The organism is Bradyrhizobium sp. WSM1743 (genome assembly GCF_000473065.1).
Taxonomy (GTDB): Bacteria; Pseudomonadota; Alphaproteobacteria; order Rhizobiales; family Xanthobacteraceae; genus Bradyrhizobium.
Window position 1 is genome coordinate 121,741 of record NZ_AXAZ01000018.1, and the last position, 17,409, is coordinate 139,149.

General features: G+C 63.4%; 18 protein-coding genes and 2 pseudogenes. 7 read left to right on the plus strand and 13 right to left on the minus strand.

Translation table 11 applies throughout. The features are described from left to right. The first annotated feature begins 66 nt into the window (after positions 1 to 66). The gene (locus tag YU9_RS49015; protein ID WP_027573560.1) at positions 67 to 1,212 is read left to right on the plus strand and encodes a GNAT family N-acetyltransferase; all 1,146 of its coding nucleotides are present in this window, start codon (positions 67 to 69) and stop codon (positions 1,210 to 1,212) included. Between the two features lie 26 nt (positions 1,213 to 1,238). Here the strand turns inward: YU9_RS49015 and YU9_RS0114885 are convergent, their stop codons facing one another. Then, positions 1,239 to 1,778, minus strand: coding sequence for an alpha/beta hydrolase (locus tag YU9_RS0114885; protein ID WP_027573561.1), 540 nt, complete (start codon positions 1,776 to 1,778; stop codon positions 1,239 to 1,241). Positions 1,779 to 1,900: 122 nt separating this feature from the next. Between YU9_RS0114885 and YU9_RS0114890 the strand changes: the two genes are divergently transcribed. Both YU9_RS0114890 and YU9_RS41470 read left to right on the plus strand, forming a co-directional pair. After that, entirely contained in the window at positions 1,901 to 2,377 is a 477-nt protein-coding gene (locus YU9_RS0114890) for an Lrp/AsnC family transcriptional regulator (RefSeq protein WP_027573562.1), read from the plus strand. 115 nt (positions 2,378 to 2,492) lie between these two features. Next, positions 2,493 to 3,376 (plus strand): annotated as a pseudogene (locus YU9_RS41470) (protein-L-isoaspartate O-methyltransferase). A 263-nt stretch (positions 3,377 to 3,639) separates the two neighbouring features. Here YU9_RS41470 and wrbA read toward each other — a convergent pair. The 3 genes from wrbA to YU9_RS0114915 are packed head-to-tail and all read right to left on the minus strand — an operon-like array spanning position 3,640 to position 5,772. Beyond that, on the minus strand, positions 3,640 to 4,239 hold the full coding sequence (wrbA, locus tag YU9_RS0114905) for an NAD(P)H:quinone oxidoreductase (RefSeq protein ID WP_027573564.1): 600 nt from the start codon (positions 4,237 to 4,239) through the stop codon (positions 3,640 to 3,642). Between the two features lie 44 nt (positions 4,240 to 4,283). Then, the gene (locus YU9_RS0114910; RefSeq protein ID WP_027573565.1) at positions 4,284 to 4,982 is read right to left on the minus strand and encodes a pirin family protein; all 699 of its coding nucleotides are present in this window, start codon (positions 4,980 to 4,982) and stop codon (positions 4,284 to 4,286) included. A 37-nt stretch (positions 4,983 to 5,019) separates the two neighbouring features. Continuing rightward, a complete protein-coding gene (locus tag YU9_RS0114915; protein ID WP_027573566.1) occupies positions 5,020 to 5,772 on the minus strand; it encodes an SDR family NAD(P)-dependent oxidoreductase in 753 nt (250 codons plus the stop codon). Positions 5,773 to 5,889: 117 nt separating this feature from the next. On the opposite strand from YU9_RS0114915, the gene YU9_RS0114920 reads away from it, so the two are divergent. Further along, positions 5,890 to 6,813, plus strand: a complete 924-nt coding sequence (locus tag YU9_RS0114920; RefSeq protein ID WP_027573567.1) for a LysR family transcriptional regulator — start codon at positions 5,890 to 5,892, stop codon at positions 6,811 to 6,813. A 120-nt stretch (positions 6,814 to 6,933) separates the two neighbouring features. Here the strand turns inward: YU9_RS0114920 and YU9_RS0114925 are convergent, their stop codons facing one another. Further along, complete coding sequence (locus YU9_RS0114925; RefSeq protein ID WP_027573568.1) at positions 6,934 to 7,191, minus strand: hypothetical protein; 258 nt, start codon at positions 7,189 to 7,191, stop codon at positions 6,934 to 6,936. Positions 7,192 to 7,338: 147 nt separating this feature from the next. On the opposite strand from YU9_RS0114925, the gene YU9_RS0114930 reads away from it, so the two are divergent. Then, positions 7,339 to 8,325 (plus strand): tripartite tricarboxylate transporter substrate binding protein, encoded by a 987-nt coding sequence (locus tag YU9_RS0114930; protein ID WP_027573569.1) that lies wholly within the window; start codon positions 7,339 to 7,341, stop codon positions 8,323 to 8,325. Between the two features lie 8 nt (positions 8,326 to 8,333). Here YU9_RS0114930 and YU9_RS50770 read toward each other — a convergent pair whose 3' ends face one another. The 3 genes and pseudogenes from YU9_RS50770 to YU9_RS0114945 form a co-directional block, all read right to left on the minus strand. Continuing rightward, entirely contained in the window at positions 8,334 to 9,092 is a 759-nt protein-coding gene (locus tag YU9_RS50770; protein ID WP_084298956.1) for an autotransporter domain-containing protein, read from the minus strand. Then, positions 8,980 to 10,005, minus strand: a pseudogene (locus tag YU9_RS50775) (autotransporter outer membrane beta-barrel domain-containing protein); the annotation flags it as partial. The pseudogene YU9_RS50775 and the gene YU9_RS50770, both read right to left, overlap by 113 nt. A gap of 12 nt (positions 10,006 to 10,017) precedes the next feature. Continuing rightward, positions 10,018 to 10,926, minus strand: a complete 909-nt coding sequence (locus YU9_RS0114945; RefSeq protein WP_156951892.1) for a hypothetical protein — start codon at positions 10,924 to 10,926, stop codon at positions 10,018 to 10,020. A 283-nt stretch (positions 10,927 to 11,209) separates the two neighbouring features. Between YU9_RS0114945 and YU9_RS0114950 the strand changes: the two genes are divergently transcribed. Next, positions 11,210 to 12,199 (plus strand): AraC family transcriptional regulator, encoded by a 990-nt coding sequence (locus tag YU9_RS0114950; protein WP_027573573.1) that lies wholly within the window; start codon positions 11,210 to 11,212, stop codon positions 12,197 to 12,199. 103 nt (positions 12,200 to 12,302) lie between these two features. Beyond that, positions 12,303 to 12,650: a hypothetical protein gene (locus YU9_RS0114955; protein ID WP_027573574.1), complete on the plus strand. Its 348-nt coding sequence runs from the start codon at positions 12,303 to 12,305 to the stop codon at positions 12,648 to 12,650. A 6-nt stretch (positions 12,651 to 12,656) separates the two neighbouring features. Here YU9_RS0114955 and YU9_RS0114960 read toward each other — a convergent pair whose 3' ends face one another. The 5 genes from YU9_RS0114960 to YU9_RS0114985 all read right to left on the minus strand — a co-directional run bounded on the left by YU9_RS0114960 (position 12,657) and on the right by YU9_RS0114985 (position 16,423). After that, positions 12,657 to 13,124: a YbaK/EbsC family protein gene (locus YU9_RS0114960; RefSeq protein WP_027573575.1), complete on the minus strand. Its 468-nt coding sequence runs from the start codon at positions 13,122 to 13,124 to the stop codon at positions 12,657 to 12,659. A 42-nt stretch (positions 13,125 to 13,166) separates the two neighbouring features. Further along, on the minus strand, positions 13,167 to 13,898 hold the full coding sequence (locus YU9_RS0114965) for a haloacid dehalogenase type II (RefSeq protein ID WP_027573576.1): 732 nt from the start codon (positions 13,896 to 13,898) through the stop codon (positions 13,167 to 13,169). A gap of 408 nt (positions 13,899 to 14,306) precedes the next feature. Continuing rightward, the gene (locus YU9_RS41475; protein ID WP_156951893.1) at positions 14,307 to 15,071 is read right to left on the minus strand and encodes a Crp/Fnr family transcriptional regulator; all 765 of its coding nucleotides are present in this window, start codon (positions 15,069 to 15,071) and stop codon (positions 14,307 to 14,309) included. A 538-nt stretch (positions 15,072 to 15,609) separates the two neighbouring features. Further along, a complete protein-coding gene (locus tag YU9_RS0114980) occupies positions 15,610 to 15,804 on the minus strand; it encodes a hypothetical protein (protein ID WP_027573577.1) in 195 nt (64 codons plus the stop codon). Positions 15,805 to 16,012: 208 nt separating this feature from the next. Continuing rightward, positions 16,013 to 16,423: a phasin family protein gene (locus YU9_RS0114985; protein WP_027573578.1), complete on the minus strand. Its 411-nt coding sequence runs from the start codon at positions 16,421 to 16,423 to the stop codon at positions 16,013 to 16,015. Positions 16,424 to 17,409: the final 986 nt, after the last annotated feature.

Sequence of the window (17,409 nt, forward strand, 5' to 3'; positions counted from 1 at the left end):
TCGTCAGCTGTGGTCGGCGATAAACATCGGCTATCTGGAGCCATTCAGCAATCGCATGCACCGTGGATGACCTTCCTTAGCGTTGAGCAGTTAGACGGCCAGGTGTCCAGCACGGCAGGAATCGCAGTCGATTTCGTGCGTGACTGGCGGCAGGCGGCCTCGCGCCTGAACTCCGGGCACCGCACCGCGTTCCAGCATGTTGACTGGCTCGGCGCCTGGTACGAGGCGTTTCACGACGTCGCTCAGCTGATCGCCGTGATCTCCGATGTCGCCACGGGGAAGGATATCGCGGTTGTGCCGATGATCAGCCATATCAGGGCCGGCATCCGCATCGTCGAATTCGCGGACCTCGGCGTCTCCGACAATAACGCACCGATTCTGGCGCTCGATGCCGCGTTGGACGCGGGGGCGACGGATGCGATCACCAAGGCGCTGATCGGCGCATTGCGCGCGCTGCCCGACCGTTTCGATCTGCTCCGCCTGAAGAAGATGCCGGCTCAGGTCGGCGGCAAGCCGAACCCGCTGGTGTCGCGCGGCCGGATCGGATCCTCCTCGCTCAATGGCAATCTCGTATTGATGGGCGACGGCTATGATGACTATCAGGCCTCGATCAAGCGCCTGCAGATGCCGCGCTGCTGGCGGGTGTTCAACCGTCATACTGGCGCGCGGTTCGAGATCGCCGCGAATGTCGCGCGCGCGCATGAACTGCTGGATGTGATGGATGTCCAGCAACAGGCACGCATGCGAAAGCTCGGCTCGCCATTCGTTCTCAACGACAAGACCCATGCGCGATTCTATCGCGAGGTCGTCCGCCATGGCCTTGCGGAAGGCTATGCCATGGTCTCGGCGCTGGTGTGCGACGCGGGCGTCGTCGCCACCGCGCTCGGCGTCAAGCATGGCGCGACCTATTTCCTGCTGCGTATCAGCCATGCCGGCGATCCATGGTCGAGCTGCTCGCCGGGTCTGCTCGTCACCGAGCGCACCATGGCGGCCCTGCATGCGCAAGGCGTGCGCCGTTTCGACCTCAGCATCGGCAATCAAGCCTACAAGCGTCGTTTCGGTGCCGTGAGGGTACCGCTGACCGATGTCAGCGTCGCGCTATCCTGGCGCGGGGCTCCTTACGCATGGCGCGATCATGCCGCGCAGGGCCTGCGCCGCTATCCGAAGCTCGCCTCCCTCGCAGCACGAGCGATGGGCAAGGGAACGCGCTGACGCTGTCCCGTTATCGTTTTCGCTCGTCATCTGGCCAGGCCCGCACGAAAGGCATCCAGCAACGCGCGTCCCTGCGGCCAGTCGCCGAGTCCACTCGATGCATTGACGTGACCGAATGCGCCCAGCACGATGAGACCGGACTGCCAATCGCGCGCTCGTCGCTGTGCCGTCTCGAGCTCGCCATAGGGATCGTTCGTGCTGGCGATGATGAGCGAGGGAAAGCGCAGCGCGCGGTTCGGCACCGGCCTGAACGCGGTGGCCTCCACGGGAAAATTGGCGCCGTCGGGATCGGGCACCGCGACCAGGATGGCGCCCGCGATCGCGGACGGGAAGCGTGCGGCCCAGTGCGCCACGAGCAGACAGGCAAGGCTGTGTGCGACCAGCACAGGCGGCTTCGCGCAGCGCCTGACCGTTCGCTCCAACGATTGCTCCCAGTCGCCGAGGTCGGGCTGGTCCCAGCTCGCCGGCTGAAACCGCGTGAAGCGCGCATCCGTGCGCTCCCAGATCGTCTGCCAATGGGTATCGCCGGAGCCGCCGAGACCGGGCAAGGTGATGATGTCGTGCATGATCGTCCCGTGATATCTGAGATGGAGACGCAGTGTGACCGGTCCCGGTTCTGCGTTACATGGCAAGTCATCGGCGGAATCGATCATCGGCCGATGATCTCAAGGTGGAATGGAGAATTCGGTTGGATCGTTTCGGGAGCATCGACGCCAAGGATCTGAAGATCCTGGAGGCGCTGCAAGCCAATGCGCGCGTGCCGTTGTCAGAGCTTGGTCGGTCTGTCGGGCTGTCCCAGCCGGCCGTCTCCGAACGCGTCAAGCGGCTTGAGGAAGCCGGGATCATCGAAGGCTACGGCGCCCGGATCAATCCGCGCGCGCTTGGGCTCGGCCTGATGGCGGTGGTGCGTCTGCGCACCACGCATGAGCACATCAAGACCTGTCTCAAGCGGTTCGGAGAGATTCCCCACATCATCGAGGTTCATCGCGTGACGGGCGATGATTGCTTCGTGCTCAAAGTGCTGGTTCCCGCCCCGGAAGACCTCGAGACGATCGTGGATCGCATTGCCGGCTTTGGCGCCGTCACGACCTCGCTGGTGCTGCGGAGCGAGCCAGTGCGGCCGATCGGCCGAGAGCTGATCAGAAAGAGAGCCGAACGCGGTTGAGCGCCTGCCCGCGCGATCCGCAAAGTCACCGCGCCGTCACAAAGCCATCGATTGCGCCGAGCTTTCGATTATCGCACGCGTTGTGTTATCGTCGCTTCCGCTTTCCGGAGGCGACATGGAAGACCGTTCGGCAAAATATCGTGCATTCTATGCGCAGTTGATTTGCGCTGCTGCGAAGGCTGCAGACTCTCGCCTCGAGCAGGCGTTTCGGACGGTCAGGCGCGAGCCGTTCGTCGGGCCCGGGCCTTGGTCGATCTCCTTCGGCGGCCATCCCTATGTCGTGACGCCCGATGACGATCCTGCCTTCATCTACCAGAATGCGCTGTTGGCGCTCGACAGCGCGCGCAGTCTCAACATCGGCATGCCCGGTGCGCATGCCTTTGGCTCAGCGGCTGTGCCGTCAGGGAAGGTGAGACCGTGATCCAGATTGGCGCGGGCAGCGGCTATTACACCGCGATCCTCGCCCATCTCGTCGGACCTGGCGGGTGCGTTCACGCCTATGAGATCGATCCGCACCTTGCGGCGCTCGCGCGCGACAATCTGAAGGACATCGCCCATGTGGATGTGCGCGAACGCTCAGGCATCGCGTCGGATCTGCCGGTTGCGGACGTGGTCTATGTTTGCGCGGGCGCGGCGCAGCCGGCGGCGGAATGGCTCGATGCGCTGCGGCCCGGCGGGCGGCTGGTGTTTCCGTTGGCGCCCGAAGGCATGCTCGGCGGCATGTTGATGATCACCCGTCCGGTTGACGGTGCGATCTGGCCAGCGAAATTCCTCAGCCGCGCCCAATTCATCGGCTGCGCGGGATTGCAGGATGCTGAGGCCGGCCGGCGATTGGGCGAGGCGTTCGCAAGAGGATGGGAAGGGGTGCAGTCGTTGCGGAGAGAGGGCGCCCCCGACGAGACATGCTGGTTTGCCGGTGAGGGCTGGTGGCTTTCGACGGCGCCCGCACCGATGCCGGCGGAGTCAGTTCGGCCTCACGCCGACATCACGCAGGCCTAGCGGTGATCGCGTCTCACGATCCCGCGCAACTGGCGCAGCGAAGCCTGCCGCGCGAGGCGCGGAATAGGCTGCGGCAATACCAGCGTCGCGCCAGTGCCTGTGCCGGCTTGCGGATCATCTGCGCGATCAACAAGAGTTCGAAGGCCATTCGTATCGTTCTTTGTCAAATATTCGAGCCACAGATGGGGCGGCATTCCCGAATGAGAATGCCGCCCACTTCGCAGTCGGCCGTCAAGCTTAACGGCGAGGCTCAGCGGTGCAGCTCAGCCATGGAGTTTCCTGGCGGTCTCCGCGATCTGGCGGCCCTGATAGCGTGCGCCGGCGAGCTCGTTGGCGCTGGGCTGTCGGCTGCCGTCGCCGCCAGTGATCGTGGTGGCGCCGTAGGGCGCACCGCCCGTGACCTCGTCGAGCTTCATCTGGCCGGCAAAGCCGTAGTTCATGCCGACCACGACCATGCCGAAATGCAGCAAGTTGGTGATGATCGAGAACAGCGTCGTCTCCTGGCCGCCATGCTGGGTCGCGCTGGAGGTGAAGGCGCCGCCGACCTTGCCGTGCAGCGCGCCCTTGGCCCAGAGCCCGCCGGCCTGGTCCAGGAAGTTCGCCATCTGCGAGGACATGCGGCCGAAGCGGGTGCCGGTGCCGACGATGATAGCATCATAATTCGCGAGGTCCTCGACCTTGGCGACCGGCGCGGCCTGGTCGAGCTTGTAATGCGAGGCTTTGGCGATCTCGGCTGGCACCAGCTCGGGCACGCGCTTGACGTCGACGGTGACGCCGGCCTCGCGCGCGCCCTCGGCGACGGCATTGGCCATCGCCTCGATGTGGCCGTAGGCGGAGTAATAGATGACGAGAACTTTGGTCATGGTGGTCTCCGTTGGAATGGTGAGGTGATCGGTCGTTTGAATCGTTAAGCGGCGTCGACGAGCACGAGCTCGGAATCTTCGAGCGCGGTGATCTTCAGCCGGTCCTCGTCGCGGATCGCAGCGCCGTCGCGCGCATTGACGCGCACGCCGTTGATCTCGACGGAGCCCGCCGCAGGCACGAGATAGAGGTGACGCGAGGTCTGCGGCGCGTACTCCGCGCTCTCGCCCGCCTTCAGCGTGGTGGCGAGCACCCGCGCATCGGCGCGGATCGGTAGTGCGTCGGTGTCGTCCTCGAAGCCGCTCGCGATGGTGACGAGCTTGCCGGACCGGTCGGCCTTGGGGAATGGCTTTGAGCCCCAGGTCGGCTGTCCGCCGCGCGTCGTCGGCTCGATCCAGATCTGGAAGATCCGTGTCCTGGTCGGCTCGAGATTGTACTCGGAATGGCGGATGCCGCTGCCGGCACTCATCACCTGCACGTCGCCCGCCTCGGTGCGTCCTTCGTTGCCGAGGCTGTCCTGATGGGTGATCGCGCCCTCGCGCACATAGGTGATGATTTCCATGTTGGCGTGGGGATGGGCGGGAAAGCCGGTGTTGGGCGCGATCTCGTCATCGTTCCAAACCCGCAGCGCACCGTGTCCCATGTTGTTCGGGTCATAGTGGCTGGCGAAAGAGAAATGATGCTTGGCCTTGAGCCAGCCGTGATCGGCGCTGCCGAGCTTTGCGAAAGGTCTGAGTTCGATCATTTGCGTAATTCCTTGAGTTGAGCGGGTGGCGCCTTGATCAGGCGCCGAACCCGCCGTCGACGTTGAGCACGGTGCCGGTGACGAAGGAGGCTTCCGGGCTTGCGAGGAAGACCACGCCGGCGGCGATCTCTTCCGCGGTCCCGAAGCGTTGCAGCGCGTGTTGCTTGCGTTGTGCGTCAGCGAATTCACGGTCGTCGTCCGGGTTCATGTCCGTGTTGATCGAACCCGGCTGCAGCACGTTGACCGTGATGCCGCGCGGTCCGAGGTCGCGCGAAGCGCCCTTGGAGTAGCCAACAATCGCGGCCTTGGTTGCCGCGTAATCGGCGAGGCCGGGGAACGAGGCGCGCGTGGCAATACCGGAACCGATCGTGACGATGCGGCCGCCTTCGCCCATCAGCTTCGAGGCCGCGCGGATCGCGGCGATGACGCCGTGCACGTTGATATCTTCCTGACGTGCTAGCGCGGCGGCGTCTGTCGAAGGATCGTCGATCAATCCACCGACGGCGACGCCGGCATTGTTGACAAGGATGTCCAACCGGCCGAAATCCTTGGCCACGCTTTTGACCAGTCGATCGACCTCCGCGGCGGAGGCCTGGTCGGCCTTGTAGGCGCGGGCCTTGACGCCCTTCGCCTTCAGCTCGGTGACCACGGCTTCCGCCTTGTCCGGCGAGGCGACATAGCTGATCGCGACATCAGCGCCTTCATCGGCGAGTGCGCGGGCAGAGGCCGCGCCGATGCCGCGCGAGCCGCCGGTGACGAGGGCAACTTTGCCTGAGAGCTTCTTGGTCATTGGATTTCTCCAGTTCTGAATTTCTGATGACCCCTGGATAAGCCTCCGTCTGTGGTATAGAAATAGAAACTGTCGAAACGCATTGTTTCCCTAAATATCCCGATTGGACCAAGGCCCATGGCAAAACTTCCCGATTTCGAGGCGCTCGCGATTTTCGCAAAAGTCGTTGAATTACGGTCGTTTGCGGGGGCCGCGAGCGAGCTCGCGATGTCCAAGGCGACGGTGTCGAAGGCCGTGACCCGGCTGGAGGAGCGGCTCGGCGCCCGCCTGTTCAACCGCACCTCGCGCCGGCTCGCATTGACAGATGCCGGCCACAAGCTCGCCGAGCGGGCGACGCGCCTTCTGGCCGACGGCGAGGCGGCGGAGAACGAGGCGCTGGCGCAGTCGGTCGCGCCGCGCGGCCTGGTGCGGCTCGCGGTGCCCATGACGTTCGGCATCAAGGCCGTGGCGCCGCTGCTGCCGGAGTTCTTCGAGGCCTATCCGGAAGTCTCGGTCGATCTGCACTTAAGCGATGCGACCGTGGATCTGATCGGCGAAGGCTTTGATATGGCGGTGCGGATCGCGCGGCTGCCCGACTCCTCTCTGATCGCGCGCCGGCTCTTCACCATGCCGCGCTTCACGGTGGCTGCGCCGTCCTATCTCAAGCGTCACGGCCGGCCGACACACCCGATGCATCTCGCCGAGCACAAATGCTTCAGCTACGCCTATCTCTCCACGCCCAACGTCTGGCACTACACCAATTCGGCCGGTGAGCAGGCCAGCGTGCGACCAGGCGGTCAGCTTCGTGTCAACAACGGCGAAGCCGTGATGCCGGCGCTGATCGCCGGCCTCGGCATCGCCGAGCTGCCGGAATTCATCGTCGGTGAGGCGATCTCCTCAGGCCAGGTCGAAGTCATCCTGAAGGACTGGAAGCAGGCCGAAGGCGCCGTGCACTTGGTCACGCCGCCCGGCGGCCTGCGCCCCGCGCGCGTGGAAGCGCTCGGCGATTTCCTCGCGGCAAAGCTGCCGGGCACCTGCAAGCGGCGACGCGCGGGAAGGTGAAAGGGACGTAGAGCGAGCGGTCCCGACGATCTCGTCATTGCGAGCGCAGCGAAGCAATCCAGAATCCCACCGCGGAGACACTCTGGATTGCTTCGCTGCGCTCGCAATGACGGAGTGTGACTACGACACCTTCACGCCATCGATCGCAACGATGCGCAGGCTCGGCTTCAGCGTCCCTTCCAACCGCGCCTTCAATTCGTGGACACGCGGGTCGGTCGAGCGTGCCGCGCAGGCCGCATATTGATGGACGGATTGTGCCAGCGCACGCCGCGCTTCCGGCGTTCGCGTCAATTCGGGCGTTGAAAGCCGCAACACGATCGCTGCGAGATTTACCAGCATCTCGTCCAAGGCGACGTCGATGGTCCCAAGATTGCGCATCACTCACTCCCTGGGAGGGCAACGGCGGCTCCGGACATGCGTTCCTGGCTGGCTCGGATATGGCTAATGCTTCGTAAACGACTTGTTCTTGCCGGTCGCCACGTTAGGCTGGCCGGCGAAACAAGAAAATCAGGGGGAGGCATCACCATGGACCGACGCGATCTCTTGCGCGCCGCTGCGGCATTGCCGTTGTTGCGGGCTGCTTGGCCGGATAAGGCCTCCGCGCAAACCTACCCGGTGCGCAACATCACCATGATCGTGCCGTTCCCGGCCGGCGGACAGGCCGACCTCGCTGCACGACCGGTCGCGATGGCATTGGAGCGGATCCTCGGCAAGCCCGTGATTGTCGACAACCGGGCGGGAGGCGGCGGCGGATCGATCGGCAATGCCGCGGCCGCGCGTGCCGAGCCCGACGGCTTCACGCTGCTGATGACGCTGTCTTCGCTCGCGGTGCTGCCGGAGGCCGACCGGCTGTTCGACCGACCCGTTGCCTACGAGGTCGCGCAGTTCATGCCGATCGCGCGCGTGCTGGCAGATCCCACGCTGCTCGCGGTGCCGGCCTCGGCACCATGGAAGACCGCGCATGATTTCGTCGAGGATGCGAAGAGGCGGCCGGGCCAGATCACCTATGGCTCGTCCGGGCCGTACGGCACGCTGCATGTGGCGATGGAGATGTTCGCAAACAGCGCCGGCATCAAGCTGCTGCACGTGCCGTTCCGCGGCGCGGGTCCCGCGCTGACCGCGATCCTCGGTGGCACCGTGCAGGCGATCGCCGCCGCACCCGGCACGCTGAAGCCGCAGGTCGACGACGGCAAGCTGCGCGTGCTCGGCAATTGCGGCGCGCAGCGCATCGCCAGTTTCCCCGACGTGCCGACCTTCCAGGAGCTCGGGTACAAGGATGTCGAGATGTACATCTGGGCCGGTCTGTTTGCACAGAGCTCTCTTCCGGCGCCGATCGCGACGCGCCTGCGCGAGGCGATGGCGCAGGTGATGACGAGTCCTGATGTCCTCAAGGCGTTCGAGACCTCGGGCAGTCTCGTCGCCTATCAGGACGCGCCGGCCTTCGCCCAATTCATCGCCGCCGACAGCGCGCGTCTGATCGCGGCGGTGAAGAAGATCGGCAAGGTGGAGTAGGGCGAGGTTCAGAATTCGCTGCGGACCAGGCCGCGCAGCGTGTGCCGGTCATATCCCGGCGCGAACGCGCCCTCGTATGAAGCCTTGAACGATGTCGCGGTCGTCAGATCCCACCGGATCTCGGCGCCGGCGAGCGCCACCGTGCGCGCGCGTTCGACGCCGGTGATCGCGAACGGGATGCCAGGTGCGCCTTCCAGGGCCGTCGTCGTGGTCGCCGCGCTGCCGGTAAACTCATGACGAACGGCAATGGTCGCGCCGAACTGTGCCGCGTGGCCATTCGGCATCATCATGCGGTGGCTGGCACGCAGGCCGGCCGTGCCATAGCCGAGGTCGAAGCTGCCGCCGCGCACCAGCTGATTCACGCCTGGCGCACCGGCCTCTGAAAGACTTCCCTGGCGTGTCGCGTACCAGTCGGCCTTGGCAAAGGGCTCGGCGACAAGACCCCATCCCATCTGGAACGGCCGCGAGATGCCTAGCGAAGCGGCAAAGGTGTTTGCGCACGAGGAGGCAGTTGCCGTCTCGCCGAGGAACGCGATCGTCCGCGAGGAGTCGAGTGCCGCGAAGGAATAGCTGATCGCCGCTGCGAGATTGAAGCCGCCGGCTTCGCCGCGCGCGTAGACGCCGGCATGGCCCGCATTTGGCCTCGATGCGATCGGCGCGGCCCGCCATGCGCAGCTGGCCGGTCGATGCGCCGACCGCAAGGCCTGCCGTAAAGCCCGGCATGTGCCAGAGATCGGCGCCGAGCGCGGCGCCGGCGATGGTTGCATTGGTTCCGAAGGCAATGTCGCTCGCCGCCACCTTGTCCCAATTGCCATAGCCGCCAAACCAGACGCTCTGCATCGGCGCGGCGCGGCGACGGTTCAGCGCCTTGCCGATCGGCTCCGCCGGCTCCGGCGCATAGGCAGACGCGGACATCCGAACGGTCTCGCCGCGCGACTGCGTCCCGGCGTTCCACATGAAGCTCTGGAACATGTCGGCCTGATCCGCGACGAAACGGCGTCCATCGGCGTGGATTTGACCGGCAAGGTCGTTGAGGCCGGCCTTGATCCCGGGCGTATTGAGCGCGGCGAGTGTGTTGATCGCAGTGGCCAGAGGTCCCGATGCGCCGCCAAGCTGCGCCTGATCGAGCGCGCCGGCCACCGCGGCCTGGTTCGGCGTCAGGCCCGACAACGTCCCGAAGCCGCCGATCTGCTGCAGCAGGAAATAGACGTTGTTGGCATCGTAGCTGAGCTGCCCCGTGACCAGCGGGCTGCCGGTCGCGAAAGTGCCGCTGACGCCGCCCGCCGCCGTGAGGATGGTGTATTGGGTGTTGGCGAGGAAGCCGGCGCCCAGAGGCACGATTTGCACCGTGCCGCCGTTGAGGGTTGCGGTCCCGGTTGCCGCGATCTTGTCCGACTGGCCGGCGGGGTTGATCTCGACCTGAAAAGTTGAACCGGCATTGAAGGCGACGTTACCATTGACATTGAGCGTTCCGATCGAATTGCCGGGTGCGACGGTGCCGCCATTGTTGACGATAATGCCGCCCACCGTGCCGGTACCGCCGAGATAGCCGCCATTGATGGTGACCACCGAGGGCAGGGTGCCATTCACGATCAGGCCGCCCGCGTCCACCGTCGTCGCGCCACTGAAGGCGGTGGTGCCGGTCAGCGTCCAGACTGAGGAACCGGTCTTGGCGAGCAACTCGAATTCGTCCTATTGCAGGCCGGCGCCGAGATTACCGAGGTCGAACGTGGCGTTGGCACTGCCTCCAAAGGCAAGCGTATCGGTACCAGCGCCGCCGCGCGCGGTGAATAGAATCGTCGAGCCGGCCTGAAGGGTGAGGACGTCATTCCCGCCATACAGGTTCATGTCCGAGATCGTACCGGATTTGACGACAGCGTCGGTACCGGAGGAGCCGGAGACGCCGAGATCGAAATTGTCGGAGATCGTGCCCGCGTTGATGAGGGTGTTGCCGCCGGCAATGAACTGCACGCCGGTATGGCCGCCGCTGATTGACCCTCCCTGATAGACATTGATGACGTTGCCGGTTGAGCTCCCGCTTATCCGCAGCCCCGTCGTGTTTCCTCCGGTCCCCGTTGCCGACCCGCGAATGCTTACAACGTTGCCATTCGAGTTGTCGATGACGATCGCCGCTTCGGCGTTGCCGGTACCCTCCGCGATCGCGCCGGCCGCAATCGTCACATTGTTGTTGTTCGCGCCGTTCGACAGCAGCACGGCGCCGCTATAGGTGGAGACCGTGGCCTGGTTGTTGATTGTGACATTCGAATTGGACGTGCCGTCGTAGACGATCGCGGGAATGCCAGCGCCGGGCAGGAGCGACGTTGTCGTGCCATCGCCGATGTTGACGGTGACGTTGGTGCCGCCGGTGGCGTTGATGTGGTCGGTGTTGCCGACGCCGGTGCAGGTCGCCACGTCACCCGAATTGAGTGCACCAATCGTGCCGGCGCCGACCACCGTGCAGGCTGCGCCTGCCGGAGCGGGAATGAGGACGATCAGCGGAGCGAGCACGAACGGCGCCAGTGCGGTTGTGACAAGCAGCCTGTGACGCAGGATCGTGATCGCCATGGCGTCTTGCGCGCGGGCTGGTATTGCGGTCGGCATCGACAATTCCCTCATTGCAGCAAGTGAATTGCTAGCGGGGGCGTCGCTGCGGTTCTTGGCGTTATGCGAAACGGCTTATGGTCAAAGGCGCAAGATACTTGTTTGCTCCGGCCGTGTTGCAGCGCTGCAACGGACGGTAGCCGGCGGCGCGGCGTGTTGCCGCAGCAAATGGACAAAAGCGAAAATCCGCCCGGTCTGAGACGCCATTGGATCTGAGGCCCGCTGCGCGGCTCGGCCAGCTCGATATCAGTATCTCGGTATTCGAGCCTGGAGACGCGCGTTGATGGCAACTCACGGCCAATCGATCCGCGGCGCGCCGCGCCTCGGCTATGCCGGCGACCCGAACGGGCCGACCTATGACGCCTGGCGGGAGGAGTTTTGCCGCCACGTGATGTGCGGCGATCTGGCGCCACTTGCGTCAGGGCCTGTCCGCTGCGATCTGACGGCGCTGCCGCTGCCCGGACTCAAGTTGTCGGGAGCTGCGGGTTCGCCGATGCAGTTCGTCGCGACCGGTGCCGATCGCGACAACGCGCTCGCCTTCGTGCTGGCCACGACCGCGCCGATGCGCATCACGGTCGGCGGACGGACGGTCGATCTCGGACCGATGGCCACGGGCCTTGCCGACGCGGCCCATCAAGGCGCCGACGTCTCGCAACTGACCGAAGGGCGGTTTCAGTCACTGTTCATCGCGCGTCGAGAGCTGCTGGCCCGTTGTCCCGATGCGGAGGATCGTATCGCGCGGCCTCTCGTGCACAGCCCCGCACTCGCGGCGATGCTGCACCAATATTATGATCTGACGCTCCGGCACGCCGCCGATCTGGATGCATCGGGGCAGAGTGCCGCCTCGCAGCATCTTCTCGACCTCGTGGTCCTCATGCTGGGGACCCGGCGTGACGAGACCGAACTCGCGAAAGAACGTGGTCTTGCGGCCGCACGCCTCGAGGCGATCAAGTCCGACATTCTGGCGCGACTCGGTGACGGCAATCTCACGCTCGCCAGTGTGGCGCAACGCCATCGCGTCAGCCCGCGTTCGATACAGCTGCTGTTCGAGCGCACCGGCGTCACGTTCTCGGAATTTCTGCTTGAACAGCGACTGACGCGGGCGGCGCGACTGCTCCGCGACCCGCTGCACCGGTTGAACAAGATCAGCGATTTCGCCTATCTCTCCGGCTTCAATGACGTCTCGTATTTTCACCGGACGTTTCGGCGGCGCTTTGGAATGACGCCTTCGGATGCAAAGGCCCGTGACGTGAACATGGAGGACAAGCCCTAGCGGCGTCGGTTCCAAGCGTGTTTTCACGTTTTGTTGTTGAACCAGAACCTTCCTGCGCCTCATTGATTGAGCAGCTTTTGAATGAACCCGGAAGGATCTGGACATGCGAACAGAGCGGATCGCGCTAGGTGTGGCGCTTGCGGTCGGCGGCGTCTTGGCGCAGAGCGCTGCGTCCGCCCAGGAATATCGCGGCACCATGGAACAGCAGATGGCCTGCACACCTGATGTGTGGCGGCTGTGCAGCGACCAGATTCCGGACGTGAACCGTATCGTGGCCTGCCTGCAACAGAACACGCCGCAGCTTTCCAGCGGCTGCCGTGCCGTGTTCCAGTCCAACAATCAGGCGCAGTCGCCGCGGCCGGCGCCGCGCAATCGCGTCACGCCCCAGCAGCGCTACAACACCGCGCCGCCCGCACCGCCGCGGCCTTATCCTTATGATGAGGACGACTAGTCTCGCTCAGGGCCGATGCTCGCACACATCGACCCATTCGGCGGCGACCAGCTCGGCCAGCCGGTCGGGCGCAATGCGCACCGCGCTGTGGGTCGAGCCTGCGGCCGGAACCACGACGTCGAACGCCTTCAGCGAGAGGTCGCAGTAGATCGGCAGCGGCGATTTCAGACCGAATGGGCAGACTCCGCCAACCTCGTGCCCGGTGATGTCGGCGACTTCCTCCAGGCCCAGCATCTTCGGCTTGCCGCCGAACTGCGCCTTCACCTTTTTATTGTCCATGCGTGAGGTGCCGGCGGCGACGATCAGGATCACCCGCTCGCCAATCCGCAACGACAGCGTCTTGGCGATCCGTCCCGGCTCGACGCCATAGGCTTCGGCCGCCAGCGCCACAGTCGCGGAGCTGATCGGGGATTCGATGACGGAGATGTCGGGGGCTTTCTCGGCGAAGAAGGCGCGAACGGATTCCAGGCTCATTCCGGGCAGCTCATTCCAATCTCACAGGCGGGCGGCGACCTCTTAAGCGATTCTCGGCAGCTCGGAGAGTGCGTGGATACGATGATCCGGCGCAAAGCCAAGCTCGTCCATCTGGGTACGGATCGCCTTGAACATGGTGAGCGGTGCCACGAGTTCGTTCTCCACGCAAGCCAGCGCCATCGCTTCGGGCGTCACCCGCTCGATCCAGGCAACCTTCAATCCGAACGATTTTGCCCCGGCGGCGTCCCAGGGATTGGAGGAGACGAACAGAACCTCGTCCGGCGCGGTGCCGAGCACCTCGCCGATCAGCTGATAGGCCTGCGGGCTCGGCTTGAAGATCTTCTTCGCATCGACGCTGATGGTGGCATCGAGCAGGGCATCAAGGCCGGAATTGCGCACGAGCGCATTAAGCATGTCCGGGCTGCCGTTGGAGAGGATGGCGAGCTTGCGCGGTCTCAGGGCCGCAAGCGTTGCGGTCGCATCCGGATAGAGATCGAGATGCAGATACTTCTCGATCACACGCTCGAATGCCTCACTGTCATAGGAGAGCCCGAGCACACGCAGCGTATAGGCGAGCGAGTCGCGCGTGACCGCGTCAAAATCCTGGTAGCGCTGCATCAGCGAGCGCAGCCAGGTGTATTCGAGCTGCTTGATGCGCCAGACCTGCGTGATGATCTCGCCATAGCCCGGAAACGCATCCTCGGTGATGTCAGCGACAGACTGGATGTCGTAGAGCGTTCCGTAGGCGTCGAAGACGATGGCGTTGATGCTCATTGGCTGTCCTTCCGCGACGTGGTGGTTACAAGAAATCCGCTTTTGGGGAGAGCGCAATCGTCAGCTTACCAAAGGACATCGGAAGTCTGTCACTGCAAGTGTGATCGGCTGCTCATTGAGGGCCCGGCCTGAGGCCGCCGACTTAGCACCCCTCATCGTGCGAAAAGCCGTTGCTGAGAAATGCCGAGAGAGAGAGAGAGAGAGAGAGCGAGCGGAAAAATGCCGCACGAATGCGGCCAACGCTCGAAGCGACTTCGACGCCGCTGCGTGGCTGGACCTCGCGACGACTGGACGAAGCTGGCCGAAGCTCTGGAACAAGAAGACCGGCCAAAATGAAGCAGTAAGGCCGCCTCAGTTGGCGGCCTCTTTCTATTTGCCAAATTCGTGTGTCGCCACTATTGGCCCTACTCAGACCTCCCTCGACGTCCGCATTTGCGCTGCTTGCTGGAATCCAAAGGCGTCGTCCGGGACGATCCGATCGGTCGCACGGCGTATAATGTCGTAACATTCACAGGTAGCTTCCTCGAGCCGCGCCCTGTCAATTTCAACCAAGCCCCGCCGAACGGATTTGATGGCACCTAAGGCGCGGAGTTTGGCGATCACCTGCGTCACGGTCGTTCGTCGCACCCCAAGCAACTGCGAAAGCGTCTCTTGCGTTAGTGATAGGATGCTGTTGCCCTCGGTTCGATCGTGCAGGTGAAGCAGCCACCGAGCCATGCGGGCCTCGACCGAGTGCAGTCCGTTGCATGCTGAGACGTGCTGGAACTGCATGAGTATAGACCTCGTGTGCGCCTCGACCATATGTCTGATCGCGCCGCTCGCCATGTAGGCTGCATGAAACCGCGACACGGAGATTTGCGATGCGATGCCGCTCACACGCACGACCGCGGTCACCGACGACAAGAAAGAGGGTCCCAGCACCGATAATGCGCCGATAGCTCCCTCGCGCCCGATTACCGCGGTTGCGATCGTTTCTCCTTTCGGAAGGCCAAGCATGAAGGAGATGGCCCCGCTATGGGGAAAGGAAACATGGTCGCGTCGATCTCCCGCTCGTATCACCACGGCGTCCTGTTCAAGCGACACCTTCTGAAGATGAGGGGCGAGCAATGCGAGGTCTTTCGACGGCAATGTAGCTAGGAGACGATTACCGACGCTGGCAGGGCGCTCCATCATGCGAGCCGCCGAGCCCATATCTCAACCTTCATCATGCTGTTGGAACGCCATACTAGGTTGGAATCGAGGAGGTTCCCGCGATACTTACCGACGGGCCTCTTGCTGTGCTGTGCAAGCCGTCTAAGACCGTCTTGTCAAGCGGGAAATTTAAGCAAGTACCTCCAATTCGTCACCGAGCTGTAGATCAAAATTGGGAGTCGCCTTTTTTGGCCCTTCTGCGACCGGGTGGTGTCTGCATTTCCCCCGCTGTTGAAGCTTGCGGAGTCCTGGACCTCGCAGCGGCTGCGCGCTCCCCAGATCGCGCGCTCCCTTCAAAGCATTCCAATCAAAATAAAGAGCCCGACCTCGGCCAGGAAAGTGACGCTCATGATCGCGACCGTAAGGAACACGTCGCTCGCCGATAGCGGGTTCATGAATGTCTCGCACCTGTTCCGGTCGAAATCCATGAGCCGGTCATGCAGCTTGCGTCTGAAAGCCGCCGGGACCGAGACAAGGTCAACAAAGCCGTTCGCCGTTGGGGTATTTTCGGGCGCCTGCGCTACGACGGCGCGGTCCGGATGCCCGGCTCGTCGACCCAGGCTTCCCGCGCAAACCACGCGTGATCGGTGCGGCAGATCGGACAACGGGTGCGCGAGAAAAACACCGCGCGGCGCCCAAAGCTCTCGCGATCAGTCTGGATACCGGTGGGAATCGCGTGTCCGGTTTGCGGACATTTGACCATGACCATTCCCATGTTGCCCTCCCTTGCGATTTGTCTTTGTTGTAGTTTGCAGAAAAGCACCGGCCGGTTGGAATGCGCCTCTTGTCGGTGCGGGGTACTTGGGGGGCATCGCGCACCTTGTTGATCGAGCATGGGGCAGTGGGGGGCGTGCTCGCTCAGCTCGGCTTACTCCAACCGGCCGTCCTCAAACGAATCTGGATGTGAAATTGAGAGCGCTTCTTTAGCCGCCGCCTTGGTGGCGAACCCTGGTGAAGTGCTTCCTGATCGGCTCACCCGTTTCCGTCGCGAGCTTCTGGGCAAGCGCCCACAATTCCTTGTTCTGGTCGGAGGCCGTGTCGAACGCCTTGCGCGCTTGCGCCGCCGACAAGGTATAGACATCGGTCGCTGACTTGCTGCCGAACAGATGGACGAAGAAATCGAGCGCAGAAGCGGCATTGGCGTTTGAGATTTCGAACACCTTGAGCCCGTAGTCGGTCGTGCATCTCGCGTTGCTCGAATAGGTCTCGCGCAGCACCTCCGTCATCTCTTCCGATGCGGCTTTGATCTTCTCGCAGCCTTCCCGTGCGCGGGCGAGGCCTTGCTCGGCAAGCTCGCGCCCCACGCCAGGCAAGGCGAGCTTCGAGAAATCCAACCATGGCATCCCGAAAACATTCGTTCCGTTCAGCGTTAATTTCATTTCGCTTTCACTCACGCAACATTCCCTTTCTCAAGCGAAAGCATTCCTCGCAACGCTCGCTTGCGTCACGAGAGCTCACGCTCTGTGTTCGAAAGATTTTTGATGAGCCTTGATTTAGCCCCGACCCGACTTTGGGTTAAGAGAAGCGGGAATGTCGGTTCGGTTTGCGACTCTCGCCCAAACTTTTTTTGAGATTGTCAATGCAAACGAAGGTATATGTGAGGAGTGCTGTGCACAACAGGGATATCCCAAGGGTTTGGGAAGTTCTTTCCCCAGCGTAAGCATTGCAAAGGAGGCCGGCGCTCGCTGCGTTGGGATGCGCTACGTTCGAGCAAGAACGGAGATCACGCAGCGTGCCGGCAATGGTAGCTAGTGGATGCCTCATGCCGCCTCCCCTTCTGCTTCACTTCAACAGCCCTCACCGTGACGATGCGGCCATGCTCCTTCCAGTGCGGCGTCACGAAGCCAGCCTTGTGCAGCGCCTCGATGGTCGGATTGTTGCTGAGATGGACGTCGTAGGGGTCGAGCTGACATCAGTCGTCCAGCCCCAGGCCGACCTTTGAGGCCATGTCGACGGACGACTAGAATATCCGTTTACTGGGGTAGATCGGAAGTTGTTAGTGCGCGGCCGAAATGACGCGTATGACCCAAATGTATGGTCCGGCCGCGCGTTGCAAGCGGTTTCGTCAACCTGGCAGATGCGGTCTTGCATCAATGTATCCGGCCTCTGATTGGAGCGTGTTGGGCTCCGGGCCATCATGGATATCAGCGCGCATTCGAGCTGATTAGCGGACAGGCCTCGAGCGGGCCATTCGGGTCACCAGTGTTCGCATGCGCCGGGAAGACCGTCCTCCATGGTCGTCTCATCCTCTCGCAGACCTCGGCGGGTAAGGGATGTTGGTTACGTCATCGATGGGCTCCTCACTTCGCGCTGTTCCTTT

Bases quoted from the DNA above. Each gene is read 5' to 3' on its own strand.
- YU9_RS0114950 (WP_027573573.1), top strand. From the start codon at position 11,210: ATGGCAACTCACGGCCAATCGATCCGCGGCGCGCCGCGCCTCGGCTAT.
- YU9_RS0114980 (WP_027573577.1), bottom strand. From the start codon at position 15,804: ATGGGAATGGTCATGGTCAAATGTCCGCAAACCGGACACGCGATTCCC.
- YU9_RS0114960 (WP_027573575.1), bottom strand. From the start codon at position 13,124: ATGAGCCTGGAATCCGTTCGCGCCTTCTTCGCCGAGAAAGCCCCCGAC.
- YU9_RS0114965 (WP_027573576.1), bottom strand. From the start codon at position 13,898: ATGAGCATCAACGCCATCGTCTTCGACGCCTACGGAACGCTCTACGAC.
- YU9_RS0114885 (WP_027573561.1), bottom strand. From the start codon at position 1,778: ATGCACGACATCATCACCTTGCCCGGTCTCGGCGGCTCCGGCGATACC.
- YU9_RS49015 (WP_027573560.1), top strand. From the start codon at position 67: ATGACCTTCCTTAGCGTTGAGCAGTTAGACGGCCAGGTGTCCAGCACG.
- YU9_RS41475 (WP_156951893.1), bottom strand. From the start codon at position 15,071: ATGATGGAGCGCCCTGCCAGCGTCGGTAATCGTCTCCTAGCTACATTG.
- YU9_RS0114925 (WP_027573568.1), bottom strand. From the start codon at position 7,191: ATGCGCAATCTTGGGACCATCGACGTCGCCTTGGACGAGATGCTGGTA.
- YU9_RS0114930 (WP_027573569.1), top strand. From the start codon at position 7,339: ATGGACCGACGCGATCTCTTGCGCGCCGCTGCGGCATTGCCGTTGTTG.
- YU9_RS50770 (WP_084298956.1), bottom strand. From the start codon at position 9,092: ATGCAACCATCGCCGGCGCCGCGCTCGGCGCCGATCTCTGGCACATGC.
- YU9_RS0114945 (WP_156951892.1), bottom strand. From the start codon at position 10,926: ATGCCGACCGCAATACCAGCCCGCGCGCAAGACGCCATGGCGATCACG.
- YU9_RS0114955 (WP_027573574.1), top strand. From the start codon at position 12,303: ATGCGAACAGAGCGGATCGCGCTAGGTGTGGCGCTTGCGGTCGGCGGC.
- YU9_RS0114915 (WP_027573566.1), bottom strand. From the start codon at position 5,772: ATGACCAAGAAGCTCTCAGGCAAAGTTGCCCTCGTCACCGGCGGCTCG.
- YU9_RS0114910 (WP_027573565.1), bottom strand. From the start codon at position 4,982: ATGATCGAACTCAGACCTTTCGCAAAGCTCGGCAGCGCCGATCACGGC.
- YU9_RS0114920 (WP_027573567.1), top strand. From the start codon at position 5,890: ATGGCAAAACTTCCCGATTTCGAGGCGCTCGCGATTTTCGCAAAAGTC.
- wrbA (WP_027573564.1), bottom strand. From the start codon at position 4,239: ATGACCAAAGTTCTCGTCATCTATTACTCCGCCTACGGCCACATCGAG.